20 protein-coding genes are annotated in these 19,720 nt (G+C 71.7%); 14 read left to right on the forward strand and 6 right to left on the reverse strand.

Annotation, left to right across the window (positions count from 1 at the left end; all coding sequences use genetic code 11):
- Positions 1-2: 2 nt before the first annotated feature.
- Positions 3-1,400, reverse strand: coding sequence for an MFS transporter (locus ACFXC1_RS32065; RefSeq protein ID WP_381249180.1), 1,398 nt, complete (start codon positions 1,398-1,400; stop codon positions 3-5).
- Between the two features lie 68 nt (positions 1,401-1,468).
- Between ACFXC1_RS32065 and ACFXC1_RS32070 the strand changes: the two genes are divergently transcribed.
- From ACFXC1_RS32070 to ACFXC1_RS32080, 3 genes are all read left to right on the forward strand, one after another.
- Positions 1,469-2,005 (forward strand): winged helix-turn-helix transcriptional regulator, encoded by a 537-nt coding sequence (locus ACFXC1_RS32070; RefSeq protein WP_381249183.1) that lies wholly within the window; start codon positions 1,469-1,471, stop codon positions 2,003-2,005.
- A 135-nt stretch (positions 2,006-2,140) separates the two neighbouring features.
- Complete coding sequence (locus ACFXC1_RS32075; RefSeq protein WP_381249186.1) at positions 2,141-2,998, forward strand: fumarylacetoacetate hydrolase family protein; 858 nt, start codon at positions 2,141-2,143, stop codon at positions 2,996-2,998.
- A gap of 67 nt (positions 2,999-3,065) precedes the next feature.
- Positions 3,066-5,165, forward strand: coding sequence for an acyltransferase family protein (locus tag ACFXC1_RS32080; RefSeq protein WP_381249189.1), 2,100 nt, complete (start codon positions 3,066-3,068; stop codon positions 5,163-5,165).
- Positions 5,166-5,173: 8 nt separating this feature from the next.
- Here the strand turns inward: ACFXC1_RS32080 and ACFXC1_RS32085 are convergent, their stop codons facing one another.
- The 3 genes from ACFXC1_RS32085 to ACFXC1_RS32095 form a co-directional block, all read right to left on the reverse strand.
- Positions 5,174-6,040, reverse strand: a complete 867-nt coding sequence (locus ACFXC1_RS32085; protein WP_381249191.1) for an LLM class F420-dependent oxidoreductase — start codon at positions 6,038-6,040, stop codon at positions 5,174-5,176.
- A gap of 69 nt (positions 6,041-6,109) precedes the next feature.
- Positions 6,110-6,604: a heme-degrading domain-containing protein gene (locus ACFXC1_RS32090; protein WP_381249585.1), complete on the reverse strand. Its 495-nt coding sequence runs from the start codon at positions 6,602-6,604 to the stop codon at positions 6,110-6,112.
- 17 nt (positions 6,605-6,621) lie between these two features.
- A complete protein-coding gene (locus ACFXC1_RS32095; protein ID WP_381249194.1) occupies positions 6,622-7,707 on the reverse strand; it encodes a Gfo/Idh/MocA family oxidoreductase in 1,086 nt (361 codons plus the stop codon).
- Positions 7,708-7,763: 56 nt separating this feature from the next.
- On the opposite strand from ACFXC1_RS32095, the gene ACFXC1_RS32100 reads away from it, so the two are divergent.
- The 9 genes from ACFXC1_RS32100 to ACFXC1_RS32140 all read left to right on the forward strand — a co-directional run bounded on the left by ACFXC1_RS32100 (position 7,764) and on the right by ACFXC1_RS32140 (position 16,514).
- The gene (locus tag ACFXC1_RS32100) at positions 7,764-8,921 is read left to right on the forward strand and encodes an ROK family transcriptional regulator (protein ID WP_381249197.1); all 1,158 of its coding nucleotides are present in this window, start codon (positions 7,764-7,766) and stop codon (positions 8,919-8,921) included.
- A 335-nt stretch (positions 8,922-9,256) separates the two neighbouring features.
- Entirely contained in the window at positions 9,257-10,036 is a 780-nt protein-coding gene (locus ACFXC1_RS32105; protein WP_381249200.1) for a hypothetical protein, read from the forward strand.
- A gap of 32 nt (positions 10,037-10,068) precedes the next feature.
- Positions 10,069-10,824 carry a GntR family transcriptional regulator gene (locus ACFXC1_RS32110; RefSeq protein ID WP_381249203.1) on the forward strand — a complete coding sequence of 252 codons (756 nt, stop codon included), beginning with the start codon at positions 10,069-10,071 and terminating at the stop codon, positions 10,822-10,824.
- A 171-nt stretch (positions 10,825-10,995) separates the two neighbouring features.
- Complete coding sequence (locus ACFXC1_RS32115) at positions 10,996-12,081, forward strand: TIGR03364 family FAD-dependent oxidoreductase (RefSeq protein WP_381249588.1); 1,086 nt, start codon at positions 10,996-10,998, stop codon at positions 12,079-12,081.
- A 16-nt stretch (positions 12,082-12,097) separates the two neighbouring features.
- Positions 12,098-12,763, forward strand: coding sequence for an HAD family hydrolase (locus ACFXC1_RS32120; RefSeq protein WP_381249591.1), 666 nt, complete (start codon positions 12,098-12,100; stop codon positions 12,761-12,763).
- Positions 12,760-13,803 (forward strand): ABC transporter ATP-binding protein, encoded by a 1,044-nt coding sequence (locus tag ACFXC1_RS32125; RefSeq protein ID WP_381249206.1) that lies wholly within the window; start codon positions 12,760-12,762, stop codon positions 13,801-13,803. The genes ACFXC1_RS32120 and ACFXC1_RS32125 overlap by 4 nt, the downstream gene beginning before the upstream one ends.
- Complete coding sequence (locus ACFXC1_RS32130) at positions 13,796-14,638, forward strand: 2-aminoethylphosphonate ABC transporter permease subunit (RefSeq protein ID WP_381249208.1); 843 nt, start codon at positions 13,796-13,798, stop codon at positions 14,636-14,638. The genes ACFXC1_RS32125 and ACFXC1_RS32130 overlap by 8 nt, the downstream gene beginning before the upstream one ends.
- Positions 14,625-15,422, forward strand: a complete 798-nt coding sequence (locus ACFXC1_RS32135; protein ID WP_381249210.1) for an ABC transporter permease — start codon at positions 14,625-14,627, stop codon at positions 15,420-15,422. Before ACFXC1_RS32130 ends, ACFXC1_RS32135 begins: the two co-directional genes overlap by 14 nt.
- 39 nt (positions 15,423-15,461) lie before the next feature.
- On the forward strand, positions 15,462-16,514 hold the full coding sequence (locus tag ACFXC1_RS32140; protein ID WP_381249212.1) for a 2-aminoethylphosphonate ABC transporter substrate-binding protein: 1,053 nt from the start codon (positions 15,462-15,464) through the stop codon (positions 16,512-16,514).
- A gap of 17 nt (positions 16,515-16,531) precedes the next feature.
- On the opposite strand, the gene ACFXC1_RS32145 is transcribed toward ACFXC1_RS32140, so the two are convergent.
- Positions 16,532-17,311 (reverse strand): HAD-IIA family hydrolase, encoded by a 780-nt coding sequence (locus ACFXC1_RS32145; protein ID WP_381249215.1) that lies wholly within the window; start codon positions 17,309-17,311, stop codon positions 16,532-16,534.
- Between the two features lie 114 nt (positions 17,312-17,425).
- Between ACFXC1_RS32145 and ACFXC1_RS32150 the strand changes: the two genes are divergently transcribed.
- Together ACFXC1_RS32150 and ACFXC1_RS32155 are read left to right on the forward strand one after the other, a co-directional pair.
- Positions 17,426-17,971: a hypothetical protein gene (locus tag ACFXC1_RS32150; RefSeq protein ID WP_381249217.1), complete on the forward strand. Its 546-nt coding sequence runs from the start codon at positions 17,426-17,428 to the stop codon at positions 17,969-17,971.
- A 6-nt stretch (positions 17,972-17,977) separates the two neighbouring features.
- On the forward strand, positions 17,978-18,661 hold the full coding sequence (locus tag ACFXC1_RS32155) for a class F sortase (protein ID WP_381249220.1): 684 nt from the start codon (positions 17,978-17,980) through the stop codon (positions 18,659-18,661).
- Positions 18,662-18,925: 264 nt separating this feature from the next.
- Here the strand turns inward: ACFXC1_RS32155 and ACFXC1_RS32160 are convergent, their stop codons facing one another.
- Positions 18,926-19,675: an ANTAR domain-containing protein gene (locus tag ACFXC1_RS32160; protein ID WP_381249223.1), complete on the reverse strand. Its 750-nt coding sequence runs from the start codon at positions 19,673-19,675 to the stop codon at positions 18,926-18,928.
- Positions 19,676-19,720: the final 45 nt, after the last annotated feature.

Genomic DNA, 19,720 nt, shown 5'->3' on the forward strand with positions numbered 1-19,720 from the left:
GTTCACGCCCGTTCGCGCAGGACCACCACACTCCCCGCCGCCAGCACCGCGAGTGCCGCCGACACCACCATCGCGATGTCCGCGCCGCGGGCGAGGCCGCTGCCCGCCGACGTGGCGATCGCGATCGTCAGCGCGACGCCCGCGCAGGAGCCGATGTAGCGGAAGGTCTGCTGCGCGCCGGAGCCCATCGCGGCCCGGGCCGCCGGTACCGACTCCACCGACAGCAGCGGCAGCGCGGCGTTCAGCAGGCCGCTGCCCACCCCGGCGATGACCAGGCCCGGCAGCAGCCGGGTCCAGGAACCGGAGTCGAGTGCGCCGAGCATCGTCAGGACGCCGGCCGCGTGGAGCAGGAATCCCAGGGCGAGTTGGTGGCGGGAGGAGACGCGGCCGGAGAGGCGGCGGGCCTGGAGGGCGACCGTGAAGGACAGGCCCGACCAGAGGAGGAACAGCCACGCCGTGTCGATCGCGGACAGGCCCAGGGTCTGCTGTAGCAGCGCCGGCAGGAAGCTGAACAGGCCGATCACCGCGAAGCCCGTGAACAGGCCGCCCGCCGAGGAGGCCAGGAAGGGGCGGTGGCGCAGCAGGCTCAGGTCGATCATCGGGGTCGTACCCCGGCGTTCGACGAGGGCGAAGACGCCGACGAGGAGTACGGCCGCCAGCAACAGCAGGCCGACCGGGGCCCGGAGCCAGCCGTCGCGGCCGAGGGTCAGGGCTGCCACGAGGGCGACCAGGGCCAGGCCGAAGGTGACCGCTCCGGCCAGGTCGGGGCGTCCGCCTCGGGGCGCGCGGGACTCGGAGAGGGTACGGATGCCGAGGGCGGCGACGATCAGGGCGGCGGCGCCGAGGACGGCGTAGGCGAGGCGCCAGTCGGGCATCGCGCCCGTCACCAGTGGACCGACCGCTATGCCGCCGCTGACGAACGCGCCCCACACGCCGGTCGCGTGCAGCCGGCCGCGCGGGGTCGGGAAGGCGTGCACGATCAGGCCCAGGCTGCTGGCGAGGAGCGCCGCGCTGGAGGCGCCCTGCGCGATGCGGGTCAGGGTGAACAGCAGGGTCGAGGAGGTGAGCGCGGAGAGCGCGGTGGTGATGCCGAGCGCGAAGGTGCCGGCGAGGAAGATCCGGCGGCGGCCGTAGTCGTCGGCCAGGCTGCCGGCGACCAGGAGCAGCGCGGCGAGGCCGAGCGGGGTGCCGTTCAGCAGCCAGGCCTGGGCGGAGAGCGGGGTGTGCAGGGCGGCGGCGATGTCGGGGAGCGTGACCATAGGTGCGGTGTACGTCATCAGCGCTACGGCGGTGGCCGCGCTGGTCACGGCGAGGGTGGCGCGGGGGCGGGGCGCGTCTGCCTCGGTGACCTCGGGTTTCTCGGAAACCGGGGAGAGGGTTCGTTCACTGAACCTAGTCATGCGGAGTACCGTAGCATTGTGGGTTCGTTCATTGAACCTTGAGTCGGAAAATGGCTAAGGTGGACGGCATGGCACTGGGCAAGGACTACGCGACGCAGGAGTGCTCGATCGCCCGGGCACTGGAGGTGGTCGGCGAGCGCTGGACGCTGCTCGTCATCCGCGACGCCCTCTACGGCGTACGGCGCTACAACGACTTCCTCGTCCACCTCGGCATCCCGCGTGCGGTCCTCGCCGCCCGCCTCCAGGCGCTCACCGCCGAGGGCATCCTCGAAAAGCGCCGCTACCAGGAGTCGCCGCCGCGCGACGAGTACATCCCCACGGCCCGCGCGCTCGCCCTGTGGCCGACGCTGCGCTCGCTCGGCCGCTGGGGCCGCGAGCAGTTCGACGAACCCCAGCTGCGCTACTTCCGGCACGCCGACTGCGGCACCGAACTCGGCGTCTACGGCGAGTGCCCGCGCTGCGCGGTCGTCGTCCCCGTCGCCGACGTCCTCATGGACCCGGGCCCCGGCCTCGATCCGAACCCGACGGACCCGATCAGCCGCGCCCTCCTCCAGCCGCGGCGACTGCTTCAGCCGTTCGAGACCGACCCGACGGCGGGGCGGTAGTAGGGGGCGGTGTTCACGGTCCAGTCCGTGAACCGGGTATTGCGGACTGGACCTTGAGCTTGGAGGATCGACCAGTCCTCCGATGGCTGCACCCGTCGGTCGACGGCGCCCGCGCGATCGATGGAGATGGTGAAGATGAAGCTGCTGCGAGTCGGTACGGCAGGGGCGGAGCGGCCCGCGCTGCTCGACGCCGAGGGGATCCTGCGGGACCTGTCGGGGATCGTCCCGGACATCGACGGGCCGCTGCTCGCCGACACCGCCGCGCTCGGCCGGATCCGCGCGGCGGCCGACGCGGGGTCGCTGCCCGCGCTGGACGCCGACGGGCTGCGGGTCGGGCCGCCGCTGGCGCGGATCGGCAAGGTCGTGTGCATCGGGCTGAACTACCACGACCACGCCCGCGAGACCGGCGCCGAGCCGCCCGCCGAGCCGGTGATCTTCTTCAAGGCGGCGGACACGGTCGTCGGGCCTTACGACACCGTGCTCGTGCCGCGCAAGTCGGTGAAGACCGACTGGGAGGTCGAACTCGCCGTCGTCATCGGCCGTACGGCCCGCTACCTGGACTCCCACGAGGAGGCGCTCGCGCATGTCGCGGGGTACGCGGTCGCGCACGACGTGTCCGAGCGGGAGTTCCAGATCGAGCGGGGCGGGACCTGGGACAAGGGGAAGAACTGCGAGACGTTCAACCCGCTGGGGCCGTGGCTGGTGACTTCCGACGAGGTGCCGGACCCGCAGGCGCTCTCGCTCAAGCTGTGGGTCAACGGGGAGTTGAAGCAGGACGGCACCACCGCCGAGCAGATCTTCCCGGTCGCCGAAGTGGTGCGCTACGTAAGCCAGTTCATGACCCTGTACCCCGGGGACGTCATCAACACCGGTACGCCGGCGGGGGTCGCTCTCGGGCAGCCCGAGCCGAAGCCGTTCCTGCGGGCCGGGGACGTCGTGGAGCTGGAGATCTCCGGACTCGGGCGGCAGCGGCAGGAGTTGAAGGACGCCTGACGAACAACGGGGAACCATTGTGAGGTGAATCACCGGAACGCCCTTCGCCTGTAGGACAGTTCCGGGTATGACGTACACCCCTACGGCCGCCGGTCCGGCGCGCGACACGGCACCGGACCCGCGGCCCGCCCATGCGGCGAGGCCACCGCTGCGGCCCGACATACAGGGGCTGCGCGGCCTCGCCGTCACGCTCGTCGTGCTGGCGCACTCCGGAGTCCGGCACGTCGCCGGCGGCTATGTCGGGGTCGACGTCTTCTTCGTGATCTCCGGATTCCTCATCACCTCGGGCCTGTTGCGCGAGACGGAGCGCACAGGCTCGCTCTCCCTGCGGCGCTTCTACGCCCGGCGGGCCGTGCGCATCCTCCCGCTGGCGACCCTGGTGTCGCTGGCCACCATCCTGGGCTGCCGGCTCTTCGCCTCGAAGATCCGCTACGCCGAGTTCATGCACGACGCGGCGGCGGGCGCGCTGTACTTCGTGAACGTCGACCTCGCGCGGTCGGGCACCGACTACCTCCAGGAGGGCAGCTCGCCGTCGCCCTTCCAGCACCTCTGGTCGCTGTCCGTGGAGGAGCAGTTCTACCTCCTGTGGCCCGTACTCCTGCTCGTCAGCTGGAAGTTGATCCGGCGCCCGTGGCTGCGGGTCCTGCCGCTCGGCGTGTTGTGCGCGGTGTCGTACGTCCTGGGTGTCCGGGCGACCGAAGTCTCGCCGTCCTGGGCTTACTTCGGTCCGCACACGCGGCTGTGGGAACTGGGCGTCGGGGCCCTGCTGGCCTTCGGCGCCGGGTCACTTGACCGACTTCCGCGCCAACTGGCCGCAGCCGGTGCCTGGTTGGGGCTGGCCGGCATAGCCGCGGCGGCGACGCTGTACGACGCCGACACCCCCTTCCCCGGCCACTTCGCGCTGCTGCCCGTGCTCGGCGCCGCCCTGGTGATAGCGGGCGGCTGCCGCGCCGACGCCCCGTCCGCCGCCTCCCGGCTGGTCGGAGTGCGTCCCCTGGCGCGGCTCGGCGACCTCTCCTACGGCTGGTACCTCTGGCACTGGCCGCTGCTGGTGATCGGCCCCATGGCCCTGCAACGGGCGGCCGGGCCCCGGACGAACCTCGCGCTGTGCGCGGTGGCCCTGGCGCTGGCCTGGGTGAACCTGCGCCTGGTGGAGAACCCGGTCCGGTTCAGCGGCGCGCTGCGTCAACGACCCACGGTGGCCGTGGCGTTCGGCCTCGGTCTGTCCGCGACCGTCGTGTCCGTCGCCGTCGTCGCGACGTCCTTCCCGCCATCGATCGGCTCCACAACCCGCGTGCCCGGCCTGGCCGAGGCCCTCACGAAGGCGCCCGACCCCCAGGCCCGGCTCGCCGGCCTCCTCACCGGCTCCGAGACCGCGCTGCCGAGCAACCTGTCACCGGAACTCACCGCCATCAAGGCGAAGCGCTCGGCGGTCTACCTGGACAGCTGCCACCTCAACTACGTCAAGACCCGCTCGCCCGCCTGCGTCTACGGGGACCCTTCGTCCACCAAGGTCGTCGTCCTCTACGGCGACTCCCATGCCGCCCAGTGGTTCCCGGCGTTGCAGAAGCTGAGCCGCCGATACGGCTGGAAACTCGTGTCGTTGACGAAGTCGTCCTGCAAGACGGCCGACATCACGACCGTCAACAACCACGGCCCGTACACCTCGTGCGACACCTGGCGGAAGGACGCGCTGGCGCGGATCGCCGACCTGCACCCGATGCTGGTGGTGGCCTCCTCCTCCGAGGTGGCCGCGCCGTACAAGGCGATGCAGGACCCGTCGGCCGAGTGGACGGCGGGCTACGCACGCGTCTACGACCGCCTGACCCGCGCCGCGGACCATGTGGCCGTCGTGCTCGACACCCCCTGGCCGCTGGGCGACCCCGTCGAATGCGCGTCGGCCCATCCCCTGCGGCTGGAGAAGTGCGAGCCGGACCAGCGCGACGCGACCAAGAACCGCACCCTCCGCGAGGCCAACCGCGAGGGCGCACTCCGCGCCGGCGCCACCGTGATCGACCCCAAGCCCTGGCTCTGCCCCACGTCGGGCCGCTGCCCCGTGGCCGTGGGCAACACCTTCGTCTACCGAGACGAGAGCCACATGGCGGAGACGTACGCGGAGGCGCTGACTCCGGTGCTGTGGCAGGAACTGCGGAAGCTGGGGGTCTGACCCCCGGTTCAGGCCAGCAGGGAAGCGAGGGTGCGCCATGCCTCGCGGGGGAGGGACTCGCGGGAGGCGCCGTCCACCACCTGTAGTGCCACGTGGTCCGCGCCCGCGTCGACGAACTCGTCGATCCGGGACCGGATCCGGGTCTCCTCGCCCCACGCGAACACCGCGTCGACCAGGCGGTCGCTGCCGCCGTCCGTGATGTCGTCCTCGGTGAAGCCGTTGCGCAGGAAGTTGCCGGTGTAGTTCGGGAGCCCGAGGTAGGGGGCGAGGGCCTCGCGGGCCAGGGAGCGGGCGCGGGTGGGATCCGTCTCCAGGACGACCTTCAACTCCGGTGCCAGCAGCGGTGTTTCACCCAGGATCTCGCGGGAGCGTGCCGTGTGCTCCGGGGTGACCAGGTAGGGGATCGAGCCCGCCGCCCGGTCCCGGGCCAGCTCGATCGTCTTCGGGCCCAGCGCGGCGAGGAGGCGGCGGTCCGCGGGTACACCGGCCGTGTCCAGGGCGTTCAGGTAATCGACCAGGGCCGAGTACGGGCGGCGGTACTCGGCCGTGTTCCTGGCGTGGGCCACCCCGAGGCCGAGCAGGAAGCGGCCGGGGTGGGCCCGCTCCAGCTCTCCGAAACTCGCCGCGCTCTCGGCCGCCGGGTACTGCCAGATGCTCTGGATGCTGGTCCCGAAGACGATCCGTGAGGTCGCCCCGATGAGCGGGACGGCGTTGCGGGCGGCGCTGCTGCCGCCCAACCAGACCGCGCCGTAGCCGAGTTGCTCCAGCTCGGCCGCGGCCTCGGCCAACTCGCCCTGCCGGGACGGCTCTTCGGAGCGCAGCCCCACGCTCCAGATGCCGTACCGGCCGACCTTCTCCTTCAGGGCACTGCTCATCGGTCCCGTTCCCTCCGGTGTCGGATGCGCTGGAAGTGCTGGACAGTCCCAACCGGATGGGGCCCGGGGTTAATTCCGGTCGTCGTCCAGGAACCGCTCCAGCGCCGCCACCACGAACCGGTGGTCCTCCAGCTGCGGCAGGCCGCTCACCGTCACCGTGCCGATGACGCCGACGCCGTCGACCCTGATCGGGAACGAGCCGCCGTGGGCCGCGTACTCGTCGGGGTCGAGGCGGGAGGAGTCCTCGAAGGTGGTGCCCTTGGCGCGGAAGCGGGTGCCGACCAGGTAGGAGGCGGCGCCGAAGCGCTCGACCACCCGGCGCTTGCGGTCGATCCACGCGTCGTTGTCGGGGCTCGAGCCCGGCAGCGCGGCGTGGAAGAGCTGCTGGCCGGCGCGGCGGATGTCGATGGCGACCGGGGCCTGGCTCTCGCGGGCGAGTTCCACGAGGAGGGAACCGAGCGCCCAGGCGTCGTCGTAGGTGAAGTGCTGGAACACCAACCGGCGTTCCTGCGCCTCGAGTTCCTCCACCGTCGGGGTGATCTCGGGGGCGATCCGCTGGGTCATCGCGGGCTTGTGCTGGGTCACAGGGTCACCGTCACTCCGTCGCGGGCGCTGCGGCGCGCGGCTTCCAGTACGTCGAGGGCGGCGGCCGCCTCCAGGGCGGTCACCGGGTTGGGGGCGCCGTCGCGGAGGGCGGCGGCGACGGCCGCGTAGTACGCGGGGTAGTCACCGGGGAGGGTGGGTTCGGGGCGGCCACCGCCGGTTAGCGGGGACTCGCCGGACCCGACACGGCCGTAGAGCGACTCGGGCTCCTCGCCCCAGCCGTCCGTCGTGCCCGGGCGCTTTCCGTCCCGGAGGTCCGCCTCCTGGGGGTCGAGGCCGTACTTGACGTAGCCCGCCCTGGAGCCCAACACGCGGAAGCGCGGGCCGAGTTGGGCGGTGGTCGCGGAGACGTAGAGGTGCGAGCGGACGCCGTTCGCGTGGGTCAGCGCGATGAACGTGTCGTCGTCCGTCTCCGCGCCCGGCCGGCGGATGTCCGACTCGGCGTACACCGAGGTCACGGGCCCGAAGAGGGTCAGTGCCTGGTCGACGACATGGCTGCCGAGGTCGTAGAGCAGACCTCCGATCTCTGCCGGGTCGCCGGACTCGCGCCAGCCGCCCTTGGGCTGCGGGCGCCAGCGCTCGAATCGGGACTCGAAGCGCCACACGTCGCCCAGCTCGCCCTCGGCCAGGAGCTTGCGGAGGGTCAGGAAGTCGTTGTCCCAGCGGCGGTTCTGGAAGACGGAGAGGAGGAGGGAGTGTTCCTCGGCGAGGGCCGCCAGCTCGCGGGCCTCGGCTGCCGTGCCGGCGATCGGCTTGTCCACGACGACCGGCAGGCCGGCCTTCAGGGCGCTCGTCGCGAGCGCGACATGCGTCTTGTTCGGAGACGCGATGACGATCAGGTCCAACTCGGCGGCGCGGTCCAGGAGTTCGTCCGGGGACGCGGCGATGCGGACGTCGGGGAACTCGGCGCGGGCCTGGTCCTGCCGCTCCGGGTTCGAGGTGACGACCGTGTCGAGGGCGAGGCCCTCGGTGGCGGCGATCAGCGGGGCGTGGAAGACGGAGCCCGCGAGGCCGTAGCCGACGAGGCCGACGCGGAGGGGTGTGCGAGTGGTGCGTCCAGTCATGCCCTCCACTTTCGCAACGCTGTTGCCAAAGTGCAAGTGGTGGGGAGAATGGGGGAGTGAACAGTGCGCGGAGCGGGAGTGGAACCGGAGCTACGGCGGGTACGGGCGCGGGGGCCGGTGCGGTGGGGGCCAATCTGCTCGCCGTACGCAGTCACAACACCGCGCTGGTGCTCGACCTGCTGCGGACCGCCGGGCCGGACGGGATCAGCCGTCTCGAACTCGCCGACCGCACCGGGCTCACCCCCCAGGCCGTCAGCAAGATCACGGCCCGGCTGCGGGAGCCCGGCCTGGTCACGGAGGCCGGCCGCCGCGCCTCCACCGGCGGCAAACCGCGCACGGTACTGCGGCTGGTCCCGGAGGCCGGCCACGCGGTAGGTGTGCACCTGGACCGGGACGAGCTGCGGGTCGTCCTCGTCGATCTCACCGGCACGGTGGTCGGCGAGCGGAGCGCCCCGCTGGACCTGGGGGCGGGCGCCGCGGTGGTCGTGGAGGCGGTGGCCCGGGAGGTCGAGGGGCTGGTCGGGGAGGTGGCGCGCCTTGCGCCCGACGGTCATCCGCTCGGTGTGGGCGTTGCCCTGCCCGGTCCGCTCGACCACATCCACGGTGTGCTGCATCGCGTCACCGGATTCCCCGAGTGGGACGGGTTTCCGCTGCGCGACGCGCTCTCGCGGCGGCTCGGGGTTCCGGTCGTCGTCGACAAGGACACGAACGCCGCCGCGCTCGGGCTGGCCGTCGGCGGGGAGGGCGGGGCCTTCGCCTATCTGCATCTCGGTACGGGGCTCGGCGCCGGTCTTGTGATCGGCGGCGGTGTGCACCGGGGGGCGCGGACCGGGGCCGGGGAGTTCGGGCACCAGGTCATCCAGCTGGACGGGCCGCCCTGCGACTGCGGGAACCGGGGCTGCATCGAGGCCCTGTGCCTGGCCGCCGTGGCGCGCGGGGACGTGGGGGAGGCGGCGCGGGTGCTGGGCGCGGGCGCCGCGAACCTCGTGGGTCTGCTCGACATCGACCTCGTACTGCTGGGCGGCCGTACCGTCGCCGCCGACCCGGAGCCCTTCGTACGCGGAGTCGCCGCGGTCCTCGACGAACGCGCCCGGCGCGAGGGCGCGGGCGAGGCCGCCGTACCGGTGCGGGTCGCCGCCGGCGGGGCGCGGGGTGTCGCGGAGGGGGCGGCGCAGCTGCTGCTCGGACCGCTGTTCGGCCGGGCGGGCGGGTAGGCCGTCCGGCCATCCGGCAGTCCGGCTGTCCGGCCATCCGGCCATCCGGCTGTCCGGCTGTCCGGCTGTCCGGCTGTCCGGCTGTCCGGCTGTCCGGCCATCCGGCCATCCGGCTGTCCGGCTGTCCGGCCATCCGGCTGTCCGGCTGTCCGGCCATCCGGCCGTCCGGCGGGGGTGTTCTGAAAAAGTGTGTCACTTTCTCCGAGACCTGTGACACATCCGTCGAACAGGGGTCCCGCCGCGCCCGTTCGAGGCACAAATCCGCGCCCGTTCGAGGCACCCCACCGGCCGCGTCACCCTCCATCGGCCCCCGTCTCCGGCACGCTCATGTGCTTATGCGACTGCCCCTGAGACCGCGCAACCCACTGCGCACCCCCCTGTCCCTCTGCCTCGCCGCAGCCGCCCCCCTCCTCCTCCTCACGGCGACCACGCCGGCGCGCGCGGCGGACCCCACCCCCACCTGCGCCGCCCCCGGCGCCCGCACCTTCCCCCTCACCACCCGCATCCACGACGGCCCCGACACCTACGAGGCCGGCGGTGGCTACGGCACCTGGTACCTCGACCTCACCAACACCACCGCCCGCCGCTGCACCGCGATCCACCCGGTCGTCGTCCTCGTCGACCAGCAGCGCGCCCTGAAGCCCGCGCAGCCCCGACTCGACTTCTACGACGGCACCGGCCCGCGCCCGCACCCCGTCCGCTTCGCCACGACCGACGAGGCCGAACTCGTCGGCGCCTTCGACGACGGCTTCCCGGGCTTCACCGTCGACCCCGGCAAGACCCTCACCGTCAAGGTCCGTCTCGCGCTCGCCCCGGACACCGGACCGAACGAGATCATCGCCAACGCGGCCGTCGTACAACGCCATGCCGACGACGGCGACTGGGTCGGCCAGTCGAACGACTACCGCTTCGACGTCGAAGCGGCGGCCCCGGGAGCCGCCACGCCCACCCCCGCCACAACGGCTCCCTCCGCCACGACCCCGCCCGCCGAGGACCTCTCCTTCGCCGACGAACTCGCCCGCACCGGAATCGGCACCGCCCACCTCGTCCTCGCCGCCACCTCCGTCCTCCTCGTCACCGCCGGCGCCCTGCTGCTGGCCCGGAGGCGCCGATAAACGGGGGACGTCGTTTCTGCGACCATCTCCACGTGGACTACCCGAACGACCAGGCCCCCGGCGCCCCCGTCCGCGACGGCATCCCGGAGCACGGCCGCATCCCCAAGTACTACGCGGTGAAGGCCCAAATCGCCGCGCTCGTCGACGAGTTGGGGGAGGGCGCGGTGATCCCCACCGAGCGCGACCTCACCGAGCGGTACGAGGTGGCCCGCGAGACCGTCCGCCAGGCGCTGCGCGAACTCGTACTCGAGGGCAGGCTGCGCCGGCAGGGCCGGGGCACGGTCGTCGCGGGACCCAAGATGGAGCAGCCGCTGTCCCTGGCCAGCTACACCGAGGGCGTACGGCGGCAGGGGCGCACCCCGGGCCGCAGCCTCGTCACCCTCGACCGCTTCCCCTGCCCCGCCGCGCTCGCCGCCGAGACCGGACTGACCCGCGGCGAACCCGTCTGGCACCTGGAGCGCGTGCTGCTCGCCGACGAGGAGCGGGTCGGCCTCGAAAGCACCTATGTCTCCGTCGCCCGACTCCCGCACCTGGACACGGACTTCGACCCCGACTCCTCCTTCTACGGCTACCTCGGCGCCCGAGGTATCCGCTTCGGCGACGCCGACGAACGCATCGAGACGGTGCTCGCCACCCCGCGCGAGGCCCTGCTCATCGGCACCCCGCCGGCCCTGCCGATGCTGCTGATCCACCGCGTGTCACGGGACACGGACGGGCAGCCGCTGGAGCGGGTGCGCGGCCTCTACCGGGGCGACCGCTTCTCCTTCACCACACACCACGCGGGCTGAACCGCACCCACGCCGCTCACCTCAGGATTGTCACGAATAGATAACGGGTCTAGCCCAAACGTGATGGCTCGTTCACGCTCTCGTTGGGAGCCGGACCTTTCCGGTTCCCGGATCCCGAGGAGCGTGGCCGTCGTGAGAGTGACAGTGGTCGGAGGCGGCGTGGTCGGCACCATGCACGCCTGGCAAGCAGTGGAACGCGGCCATGAGGTCGTACAGATCGAGCGCGAGACGGAGGCTCGTGGCGCGTCCCTGCGCAACTTCGGGCAGATCTGGGTGAGCGGACGGGCGGGCGGCGAGGAACTCGAAACCGCCCTGCGGGCAAGGGAGTTGTGGGCGGAGATCGGCGCCCGCGTCCCCGGGCTCGGCTTCCGGGCCAACGGCTCGCTGACCCCGGTCCGCGGTGACCGCGAACTCGCCGTCGCCGAGGCGTCGGTGGCCCGCGAGGACTCCGCCGCCCGCGGCTACAAGCTCCTCACCCCGGCCGAGGCCCGCGCCCTCAACCCCGCCCTGCGCGGCGACTTCACCGCCGCCCTGTACTGCGAGCGCGACGCGGCCGTCGAACCCCGCACCGCCCAACTCGCCCTGCGCGCCGAGCTGTCGAAGTCCCCGCGCTACACCTTCCTGCCGGGCCGCGAGGTCCGCGAGGTGGTCGGCGACCACGCGGTACGCGACGACCACGGGGACGTGCACCCCGCCGACGCCGTGATCCTGTGCACGGGCGCCTGGCTCGGCGGCCTCGTCCGCGAACTCGCCGGACCCCAACTCCCCGTCCGCCGCGTCCGCTTGCAGATGATGCAGACCGACCCGCTCGGCGAACCCCTCCCCACCTCGGTCGCCGACGCGGACAGCTTCCGCTACTACCCCGCCTACCGAGGCCCCGCCCTCGACCAACTCGCGGCGCACCAGCCGCAGTTGCCCACCGCGGCCGCGCACGCCATGCAACTCCTCATGGTGCAGCGCGCCGACGGCGGCCTGACCATCGGCGACACCCACGAGTACGAGCACCCCTTCGCCTTCGACACCGTCGAGGACCCCTACGACCACCTCACCGAGGTCGTCGAGTCACTGCTCGGCCGCCCCCTCCCGAAGATCCGCCGCCGCTGGGCCGGCGTGTACGCCCAGTGCACCGACCCCGCCCGGGTCGTCCACCGCCAACAGGTGCGCGACGGCGTGTGGTTGGTCACCGGTCCCGGCGGACGCGGCATGACCTGCTCCCCCGCGATCGCCGAAACCACCGCGAACGAACTGGACTGGTGACACCCCCATGAGCCTCATGACCCACGACATCCGTCTCGTCGTCCTCGACATGGCCGGCACCACCGTCGCCGACGACGGCCTCGTCGAGGAAGCCTTCACGGCCGCGGCCCGGCACCTGGGCGCGGAACCCGCCGGCATGCTCGACCACGTCCGCGCCACCATGGGCGAGTCCAAGATCTCCGTCTTCCGGCAGCTGTTCGGGACGGAATCGCAGGCCCAGGAAGCCAACAAGGCCTTCGAGGCGGCATACGCGGACCTCGTCGGCGCCGGCCGGGTCACGGCCCTGCCCGACGCCCGCGAAACCATCGAGACCCTCAAGTCCCAAGGCCGCACAGTGGTGTTGACGACCGGCTTCGCCCGCGCGACCCAGGACGCGATCCTGTCCGCCCTCGGCTGGCAGGACCTCGCCGACCTCGCCCTCTGCCCCGCCGACGCCGGCGGCCGGGGACGCCCGTACCCGGACATGGTCCTCACCGCGTTCCTGCGGACGGCCGCGGCGGACGACGTACGGCAGCTCGCCGTCGTCGGCGACACCTCGTACGACATGCTCAGCGGGGTCCGCGCCGGAGCGGGCGTGGTCGCCGGTGTCCTCACCGGAGCACACGACGCACACGCGCTGCGGACCGCCGGAGCGACCCAAGTGCTGGACGGCGTAGGACAGTTGCCCGGAGTCCTCGCATGACCGGCGGCATCCGCTTCGAGTCCGTCACCGTCGCCTACGACGGCACCGTCGTCCTCGACGCCCTCGACCTCACCGTCGAACCCGGCGAGGTCATGGCGCTGCTCGGACCGTCCGGCTCCGGCAAGACCACCGCGCTGCGGGCGGTCGCCGGCTTCGTGCGGCCGGTGTCCGGGCGGGTGTTCCTCGGCGGACGCGACGTGACCGACCTGCCGCCGTACCGGCGCGGTGTGGGGATGGTGGTGCAGCAGTACGCCCTCTTCCCGCACCTGCGCGTCGAGGACAACGTGGCCTTCGGGCTCAAGGCGCAGAAGGTCGCGAGGAGTGAGATCCGGCCCCGGGTCGCCGAGGCGCTGGAGCTGACCGGGATGGCGGAGTACGGGCGCCGGTATCCCCGCGAGTTGTCCGGCGGCCAGCAGCAACGGGTCGCGATCGCGCGGGCGTTGGCGATCCGGCCCGGCGTCCTTCTCCTCGACGAACCCCTGTCCGCGCTCGACGCGCAGCTCCGCTCCGGCATGCTCTCCGAACTCGCCCGGCTGCACCGGGAGTTGCCGGACGTCTCGATCCTCTACGTCACCCACGACCAGGTCGAGGCGCTCACCCTGGCCGACCGGATCGCCGTGATGGACAAGGCCCGGCTCCAGGAGTGCGGGACACCGCGCGAGCTGTACCGGGCGCCGAGGAGCGAGTTCACGGCGGGCTTTGTCGGGAGCGCGAATCTGCTGCCGGTGTCGGTGGGGGAGCGGGGCGTGTTCTTCGGGGAGCAGCGGATCGAGGTGCGGGGGGTTGTGGAGGGAGCGGCGACCTTGTGCGTACGGCCGCATCTGGTCGGCCTGGGGGCCGGGCCCAATCAGCTGTCCGGGACGGTGAGTGAGGTGCAGTGGCGCGGTGCCACCCACCGCGTCTCCGTCGAGGTGGACGGGCATCGGGTCATGGCCGACGTGCCGGAACTCAAGGCTCCACCCGCGCACGGGGACGTCGTAACCCTGCATTTCGCACCGGAGGACGCGACGCTGCTAGCTGTTGGAGTTGGCCATGAGTGAGGTTGTTCGTCGGGTGCGGGTCGGTGGGGGCTGGTCGCGCCCACGCGGCGGTAGCCGCAAATCGAATACAGCTCCGTGCCCCTGGGGGGTTGCCCTCGCGCCTGTTGCCCTGCTCAGCCTCCTTTTCCTCTATCCGCTCGCCCTCGTTGTTCGGCAGTCGTTTCAGCCGGTTACCGCCTACGCCGACGTCTTCTCCTCGGAGTTGTTCCGCACCGCCCTCTGGACCACCGTCTGGATCGCCGTCGTCTCCACCGTCGGGTGTCTGGTCCTCGGGTTCGTGCTCGCGCTGGTCATCGCCTTCGTGCCGTTCCCCGGGGCGAGGACGGTCGCGCGGTTCATCGACGTGTATCTCTCCTTCCCGTCCTTCCTGATCACGCTCGCGCTGCTCTTCATCTACGGCACGACCGGCATCGTCGGCTCGTTCCAGTTCCTCGCCACGCCCTGGGGGGTGCTGCTCGCGGAGGTCACGTACTTCACGCCGTTCGTGATGCGGCCGCTGCTCGCCGCGTTCTCGCAACTGGACACCGCACAGTTGGAGGCGGCTTCGAGTCTCGGGGCGCGGGCGCCGAGGATCATCCGGCAGGTGATCCTGCCGGAGGCGCTGCCCGCGCTCGCCGCCGGCGGGAGTCTCGTGCTCGTCCTCTGTCTCAACGAGTTCGGGATCGTGCTGTTCACCGGCGCGAAAGGGGTCACGACCCTCCCCATGCTCGTCTACAGCAAGGCGATCCTGGAGTCGGACTACCCGGGCGCGTGCGTGGTCGCCGTCGTCAACGTCCTTATATCCGTGGGGCTTTACGGCCTCTACCGGGTGGTGAGCCGTCGTGCTGGTGCATAGCCGCAAAGCGAAGTGGGCCGTGTGGCTCGTCTTCCTCGTCCTCTTCCTGCCCCTGTTCGCGCTGCCGCTCCTCGTCGTGCTCGGCGCCTCCTTCGCCACCAACTGGTCGAGCGTGCTGCCCTCCGGCTTCACCACCGCCCACTACACCGCCGCCACCCGGGGCGAGGCCCTCCAAGCGCTCACCACCAGCCTGGTCACCGCCCTCACCGCGAGCCTGCTCGCACTCACGCTCGGCACCTGGGCCGCGCTCGCCGCCACCGGGCTCAAGAAGCGTCAACGCAGGCTGCTGGACGCCCTGTTCATGCTGCCGGTCGCCGTGCCGTCCGTCGTGGTCGGCCTGGCGATCCTGGTCGCGTTCTCCAAACCGCCGCTGCTGCTCAACGGCACCCGGTGGATCGTGATCCTCGCCCACACCGTGCTCGTGACCGCCTTCGCCCACCAGTCCGTGTCCGCGGCGCTCGTCCGCCTCGACCCGGCCTACGAACAGGCCGCCGCCTCCCTCGGCGCCCGGCCCGCCCACGTCCTGTGGCGCATCCGGCTGCCCCTGCTGCTGCCCTCGCTCACCGCCGCCGCAGGGCTCTGCTTCGCCCTGTCCATGGGCGAGTTGAGCGCCACGATGATGCTCTATCCGCCCGACTGGACCACGCTTCCGGTCCTGATCTACTCGGCCACCGACCGCGGCGCGCTCTTCGCCGGTTCCGCGCTCGCCGTGGTCCTGATGACGGCGACCCTGCTCGTCCTGCTCGTCGTCTCCCGCGTCCGCACCAGAGCCTCGTACCGCTGACCCTCAAACACCTCTGAAACGCCAGGAGTTGGCCTCGCCATGCCCAGAAACAGCCTCACAGCCGCCATAGCCCTCTGCCTGCTGGCCGCACCCCTCACCGCCTGCGGCGGAACCTCCGCCGCCTCCGACGCCAAGGTCGTCACCGTCTACAGCGCCGACGGCCTCAAGGGCGAGAACGGCGACGGCTGGTACGACGAGATCTTCAAGGACTTCCAGAAGCAGACCGGCATCAAGGTCAAGTACGTCGAGGGCGGCTCCGGCGAGATGGTGCAGCGCGCCGTCCGCGAGAAGACCAACCCGCAGGCCGACGTCCTGGTCACCCTCCCGCCGTTCATCCAACAGGCCGACAGCAAGGGGCTGTTGCAGAAGTACACCCCGGCGGGCGCGGATCAGGTGAGCGGCGCCGACAAGGCGGCGGACGGCACCTGGACCTCCGTCGTCAACAACTACTTCGGGTTCGTCTACAACAAGAAGCAGCTCACCAAGGCGCCCACGACGTGGGAGGAACTCCTCGACGGCTCGTACAAGAACAAGCTCCAGTACTCCACGCCCGGTGTCGCCGGCGACGGAACCGCCGTACTGATCAAGGCGATTCACGACTTCGGCGGCAAGGACCGGGCCCTCGCCTATCTGAAGAAGCTCCAGTCCAACAACGTCGGCCCCTCCGCCTCCACCGGCAAGCTCGCGCCCAAGGTCGACAAGGGCGAGCTGCTCGTCGCCAACGGCGACGTTCAGATGAACTACGCCCAGTCCAAGACCATGCCGAACCTCGCCATCTGGTTCCCGGCGAAGCAGGGCGGCAAGCCCACCACCTTCGCCCTCCCGTACGCGGCCGGCCTGGTCACCAAGGCCCCGCACAGCGCCAACGGCAGGAAGCTCCTCGACTACATGCTGAGCCGCACGGCCCAGCAGCAGGTCAGCTCGATCGGCGGCGGCTTCAGAGCCCGCCAGGACGTCAAGGCCACCGACGCCAACGCGACGGCCCTCACCAAGCTCATGGCCGGCGTCGAGATCTTCGAGCCCGACTGGACCGAGATCGACAAGAACCTGACCTCGTACGTCGAGTCGTGGCAGGAAGCCACCGGAAGCTGACCCGCTGACCCTGACCGTCAGACGAGGTCGACGATGTCCGCGATGGAGTCCACGACCTTCGTGGGCCGGTAGGGATAGCGGTCGAGGTCGGCCTTCGTCGTCAGGCCGGTCAGCACGAGGAAGGTCGTCATACCGGCCTCGAGACCGGCCAGCACGTCCGTGTCCATCCGGTCGCCGATCATGGCGCTGGTCTCCGAGTGCGCCCCGATGGTGTTCAGCGCGCTGCGCATCATCAGCGGGTTCGGCTTGCCGACGAAGTACGGCTCCTTGCCGGTGGCCTTGGTGATCAGCGCGGCGACCGAGCCGGTCGCGGGGAGTGCGCCCTCGGGGGAGGGGCCGGTGTTGTCGGGGTTGGTGGCGATGAACCGGGCCCCGTCGTTGATCAGCCGGATCGCCTTGGTCAGCGCCTCGAAGGAGTAGGTCCGGGTCTCGCCGAGGATCACGAAGTCGGGGTCGGAGTCGGTCAGGACGTAACCGGCGTCGTGCAGCGCCGTCGTCAGTCCGGCCTCGCCGATGACGTAGGCGGTGCCGCCGGGATGCTGGTTGTCCAGGAAGGCGGCGGTGGCCAGGGCCGAGGTCCAGATGTTCTCCACCGGCACCTCCAGACCGATCCGGTTCAGCCGGGCGTGCAGATCGCGCGCCGTGTAGATCGAGTTGTTGGTGAGGACCAGGAACGGACGCCCGGTCTCCCGCAGCTTCTTGATGAACGCGTCCGCGCCGGGCACCGGGATGCCCTCGTGCATCAGCACCCCGTCCATGTCGGTGAGCCACGATTCGATGGGCTTGCGCTCTGTCATGGCGACCATGCTATGCACTCCAGGTGTCACCTCCCCCATACGGAGCAATCGGGCCCCGCCAGGGATGCGCGACCAGGTGACGAGGAGGAGTCTCCAGATATCTGGAGGTTCACGATGGGCTCACTGAAAGTCACTCTCTGTGCAAGCGTCGCGGTCCTGGCGGCGCTCACCCCCACGGCGTACGCGGCGGACGGAGGCACCGTCTCGGTGACCCCCGCGTCCCCCGCCCCCGGCGCCGACGTGGCGCTCAGGATCAGCGGCTGCTCCGGTACGACGGGCTCGGCGGCGTCGGACGCGTTCGTCGCCGACGCGAAACTCGTCGGCACGGCCGGCACCCTCGCCGGCGAGACCCGGGTCCGCTCCTCGCTGGAGCCGGGCAGCTACGACGTGAAGATCACCTGCGGCAGCGTGACGGTGAAGGGCGCGATCAAGGTCGTGGCGAACGAATCCGGGTCGCCCTCCGCGCAGCCCCCCGCCTCACCCGTAGCCCCCGTCCACGCGGGCGGTGGCGGCACCGCGCACCTCGCCGCCGTCGACGCCCGCGCGGCCGGTCCCGGCACCGCGCAGGCGGTGGTCGGGCTGCTGCTGGCCGGTGTCGCCGCTACGGCCGTGGCGCTGCGCAGCGTCCGCCGGAGCCGTAGGCCCGGCCGGACGGACTGACCGGCCGTGTTCGAGCACGACCCGCCCGCCGAGCACGCGCGCTCCACCGGCACCGGACGACTGCTCACCGGCGTGGCCTGGGCCATGCTGCTGCTCGGCCTGTGGCTGTGGGGCCAGGACCTGACCGACATACGGCAGGGCATATCCGCGCCGACCACCGGCGACGTGGCCGCGGTCGGCCGCCCCGCCGAGGCCGGACTCCCGCCCGCCGCAAAGCCGTTGGGCAACGCCCTGCCGCAGCGCATCGACATCCCCGACCTCGCCGTACAGGCGCCGGTCGTGACCCGCGGCCTCGACCGGCAGGGCGCGATCGACCCACCGCCGTTCGACCAGGCCTCAGTGGTCGGCTGGTACGGCGGCGGGGTCCGGCCGGGGGCCGCCGGCACCGCGCTGATGGTCGGGCACGTCGACACCGAGACCCGGCCCGCCGTCTTCTACAAGCTCAGCACGCTGCGCCCGGGCCGCGTCATCCGCGTCGTCCGCGACGACGGCAGGGTCGCCGACTTCACCGTCGACGACGTACGCGTACTGACCCGCGCCCACTTCGACGCCCAACAGGCCTACGGCACACGACAGTCGGGCCGCGCCGAACTGCGCCTCATCACCTGCGGCGGCACCTTCGACCGCGCCGACCGCAGCTACACGGCGAACGTCGTCGTGTCCGCCTACCTCACCGGAACCGGTTCCTGAACCGCACCTGGCCCGGCCGACGACCCGCTCCCCCGGAAGCCGCCGACCGGGCTGGTCCTCCACCGCGCGCGCCCGGGCTGCGGGAGTAGCCCGGCGAACTGCGCGGGAGGCATGGGAAAACACCGTGGTGGAAGGTGTGAAGCGGCCGGGGACCGGGGCCGTTGGAGTCGACTGTAGAACGAATGGGCGCCCGGGCCTAGAGGGCGAATAACGCCATGTCCCGGTGTGGTAGCTCCCTGTCATATGCACAGGTGGTTCAGGGTTCTACGGAGCCCTCAACTCGGCGTCGTCCACGCCCCGTTCGATCACCGAGCGCGCCACCTGGTCCAGCGGCAGCCGGCGCCGCCGCGCGTACCGGCGCAACTCGACGAACGCCTCGTCGGTACCGACCCGCCAGCGTTCCGCGAGCATCCCCTTGGCCTGCTCGATCCGTACCCGGCTCGACAGCGCCTCCTGCAACTGCCCCGCCAGGGAACGGTATTGGGCGTACGCGCGGTGATTCTGCAGCCCAAGTCCCGCCGCGTCGGCCAGCGCCTGCGCCACCGTCAACTCCCAACGGCCGCCGTCCGGGCCGCCGTTGGGCAACGTCGGCACGAACACGTTGAGCGCGCCGAGCAGCGTGTCCCGCCGCCGCACCGGCACCGCGAACGTCGCCGCGATCCCGTGCCGCAGCGCCCGCTCGGTGAACTCCGGCCAGCGGGCGGCGGCATGGGCCACCCCGATCGACACCGGCGCCACGGCACGCCCGGAGCCGTAGCTCTCCAGACAGGGCCCGCCACCGTGCTGGGCCGCCAGCAGATCGAGCGCCACCGCCTCCCGATGACTGCTCCCGGCCAGCGACACGGCCTCCCCGCCGTCGATCAGCATCACCCCGGCCGTCCACGCGGACAGCAACTCCACGCAGTGGTCGGACAGCCGGCGCAGATAGTCCCCGACGTCGAAGGTCTCGGTCAGAGTGTCGGCCGCCTCCACCAGCGCCGCGGCCAGCCGCCCCTCCCGGGTCGTGTCGTGCATGACGGCCACCCTCCCGTCCCCTGAGGCCGGGCGCATACCCAACCC

Source organism: Streptomyces hokutonensis (assembly GCF_042751305.1).
GTDB classification, from domain to species: Bacteria; Actinomycetota; Actinomycetes; order Streptomycetales; family Streptomycetaceae; genus Streptomyces; species Streptomyces hokutonensis_A.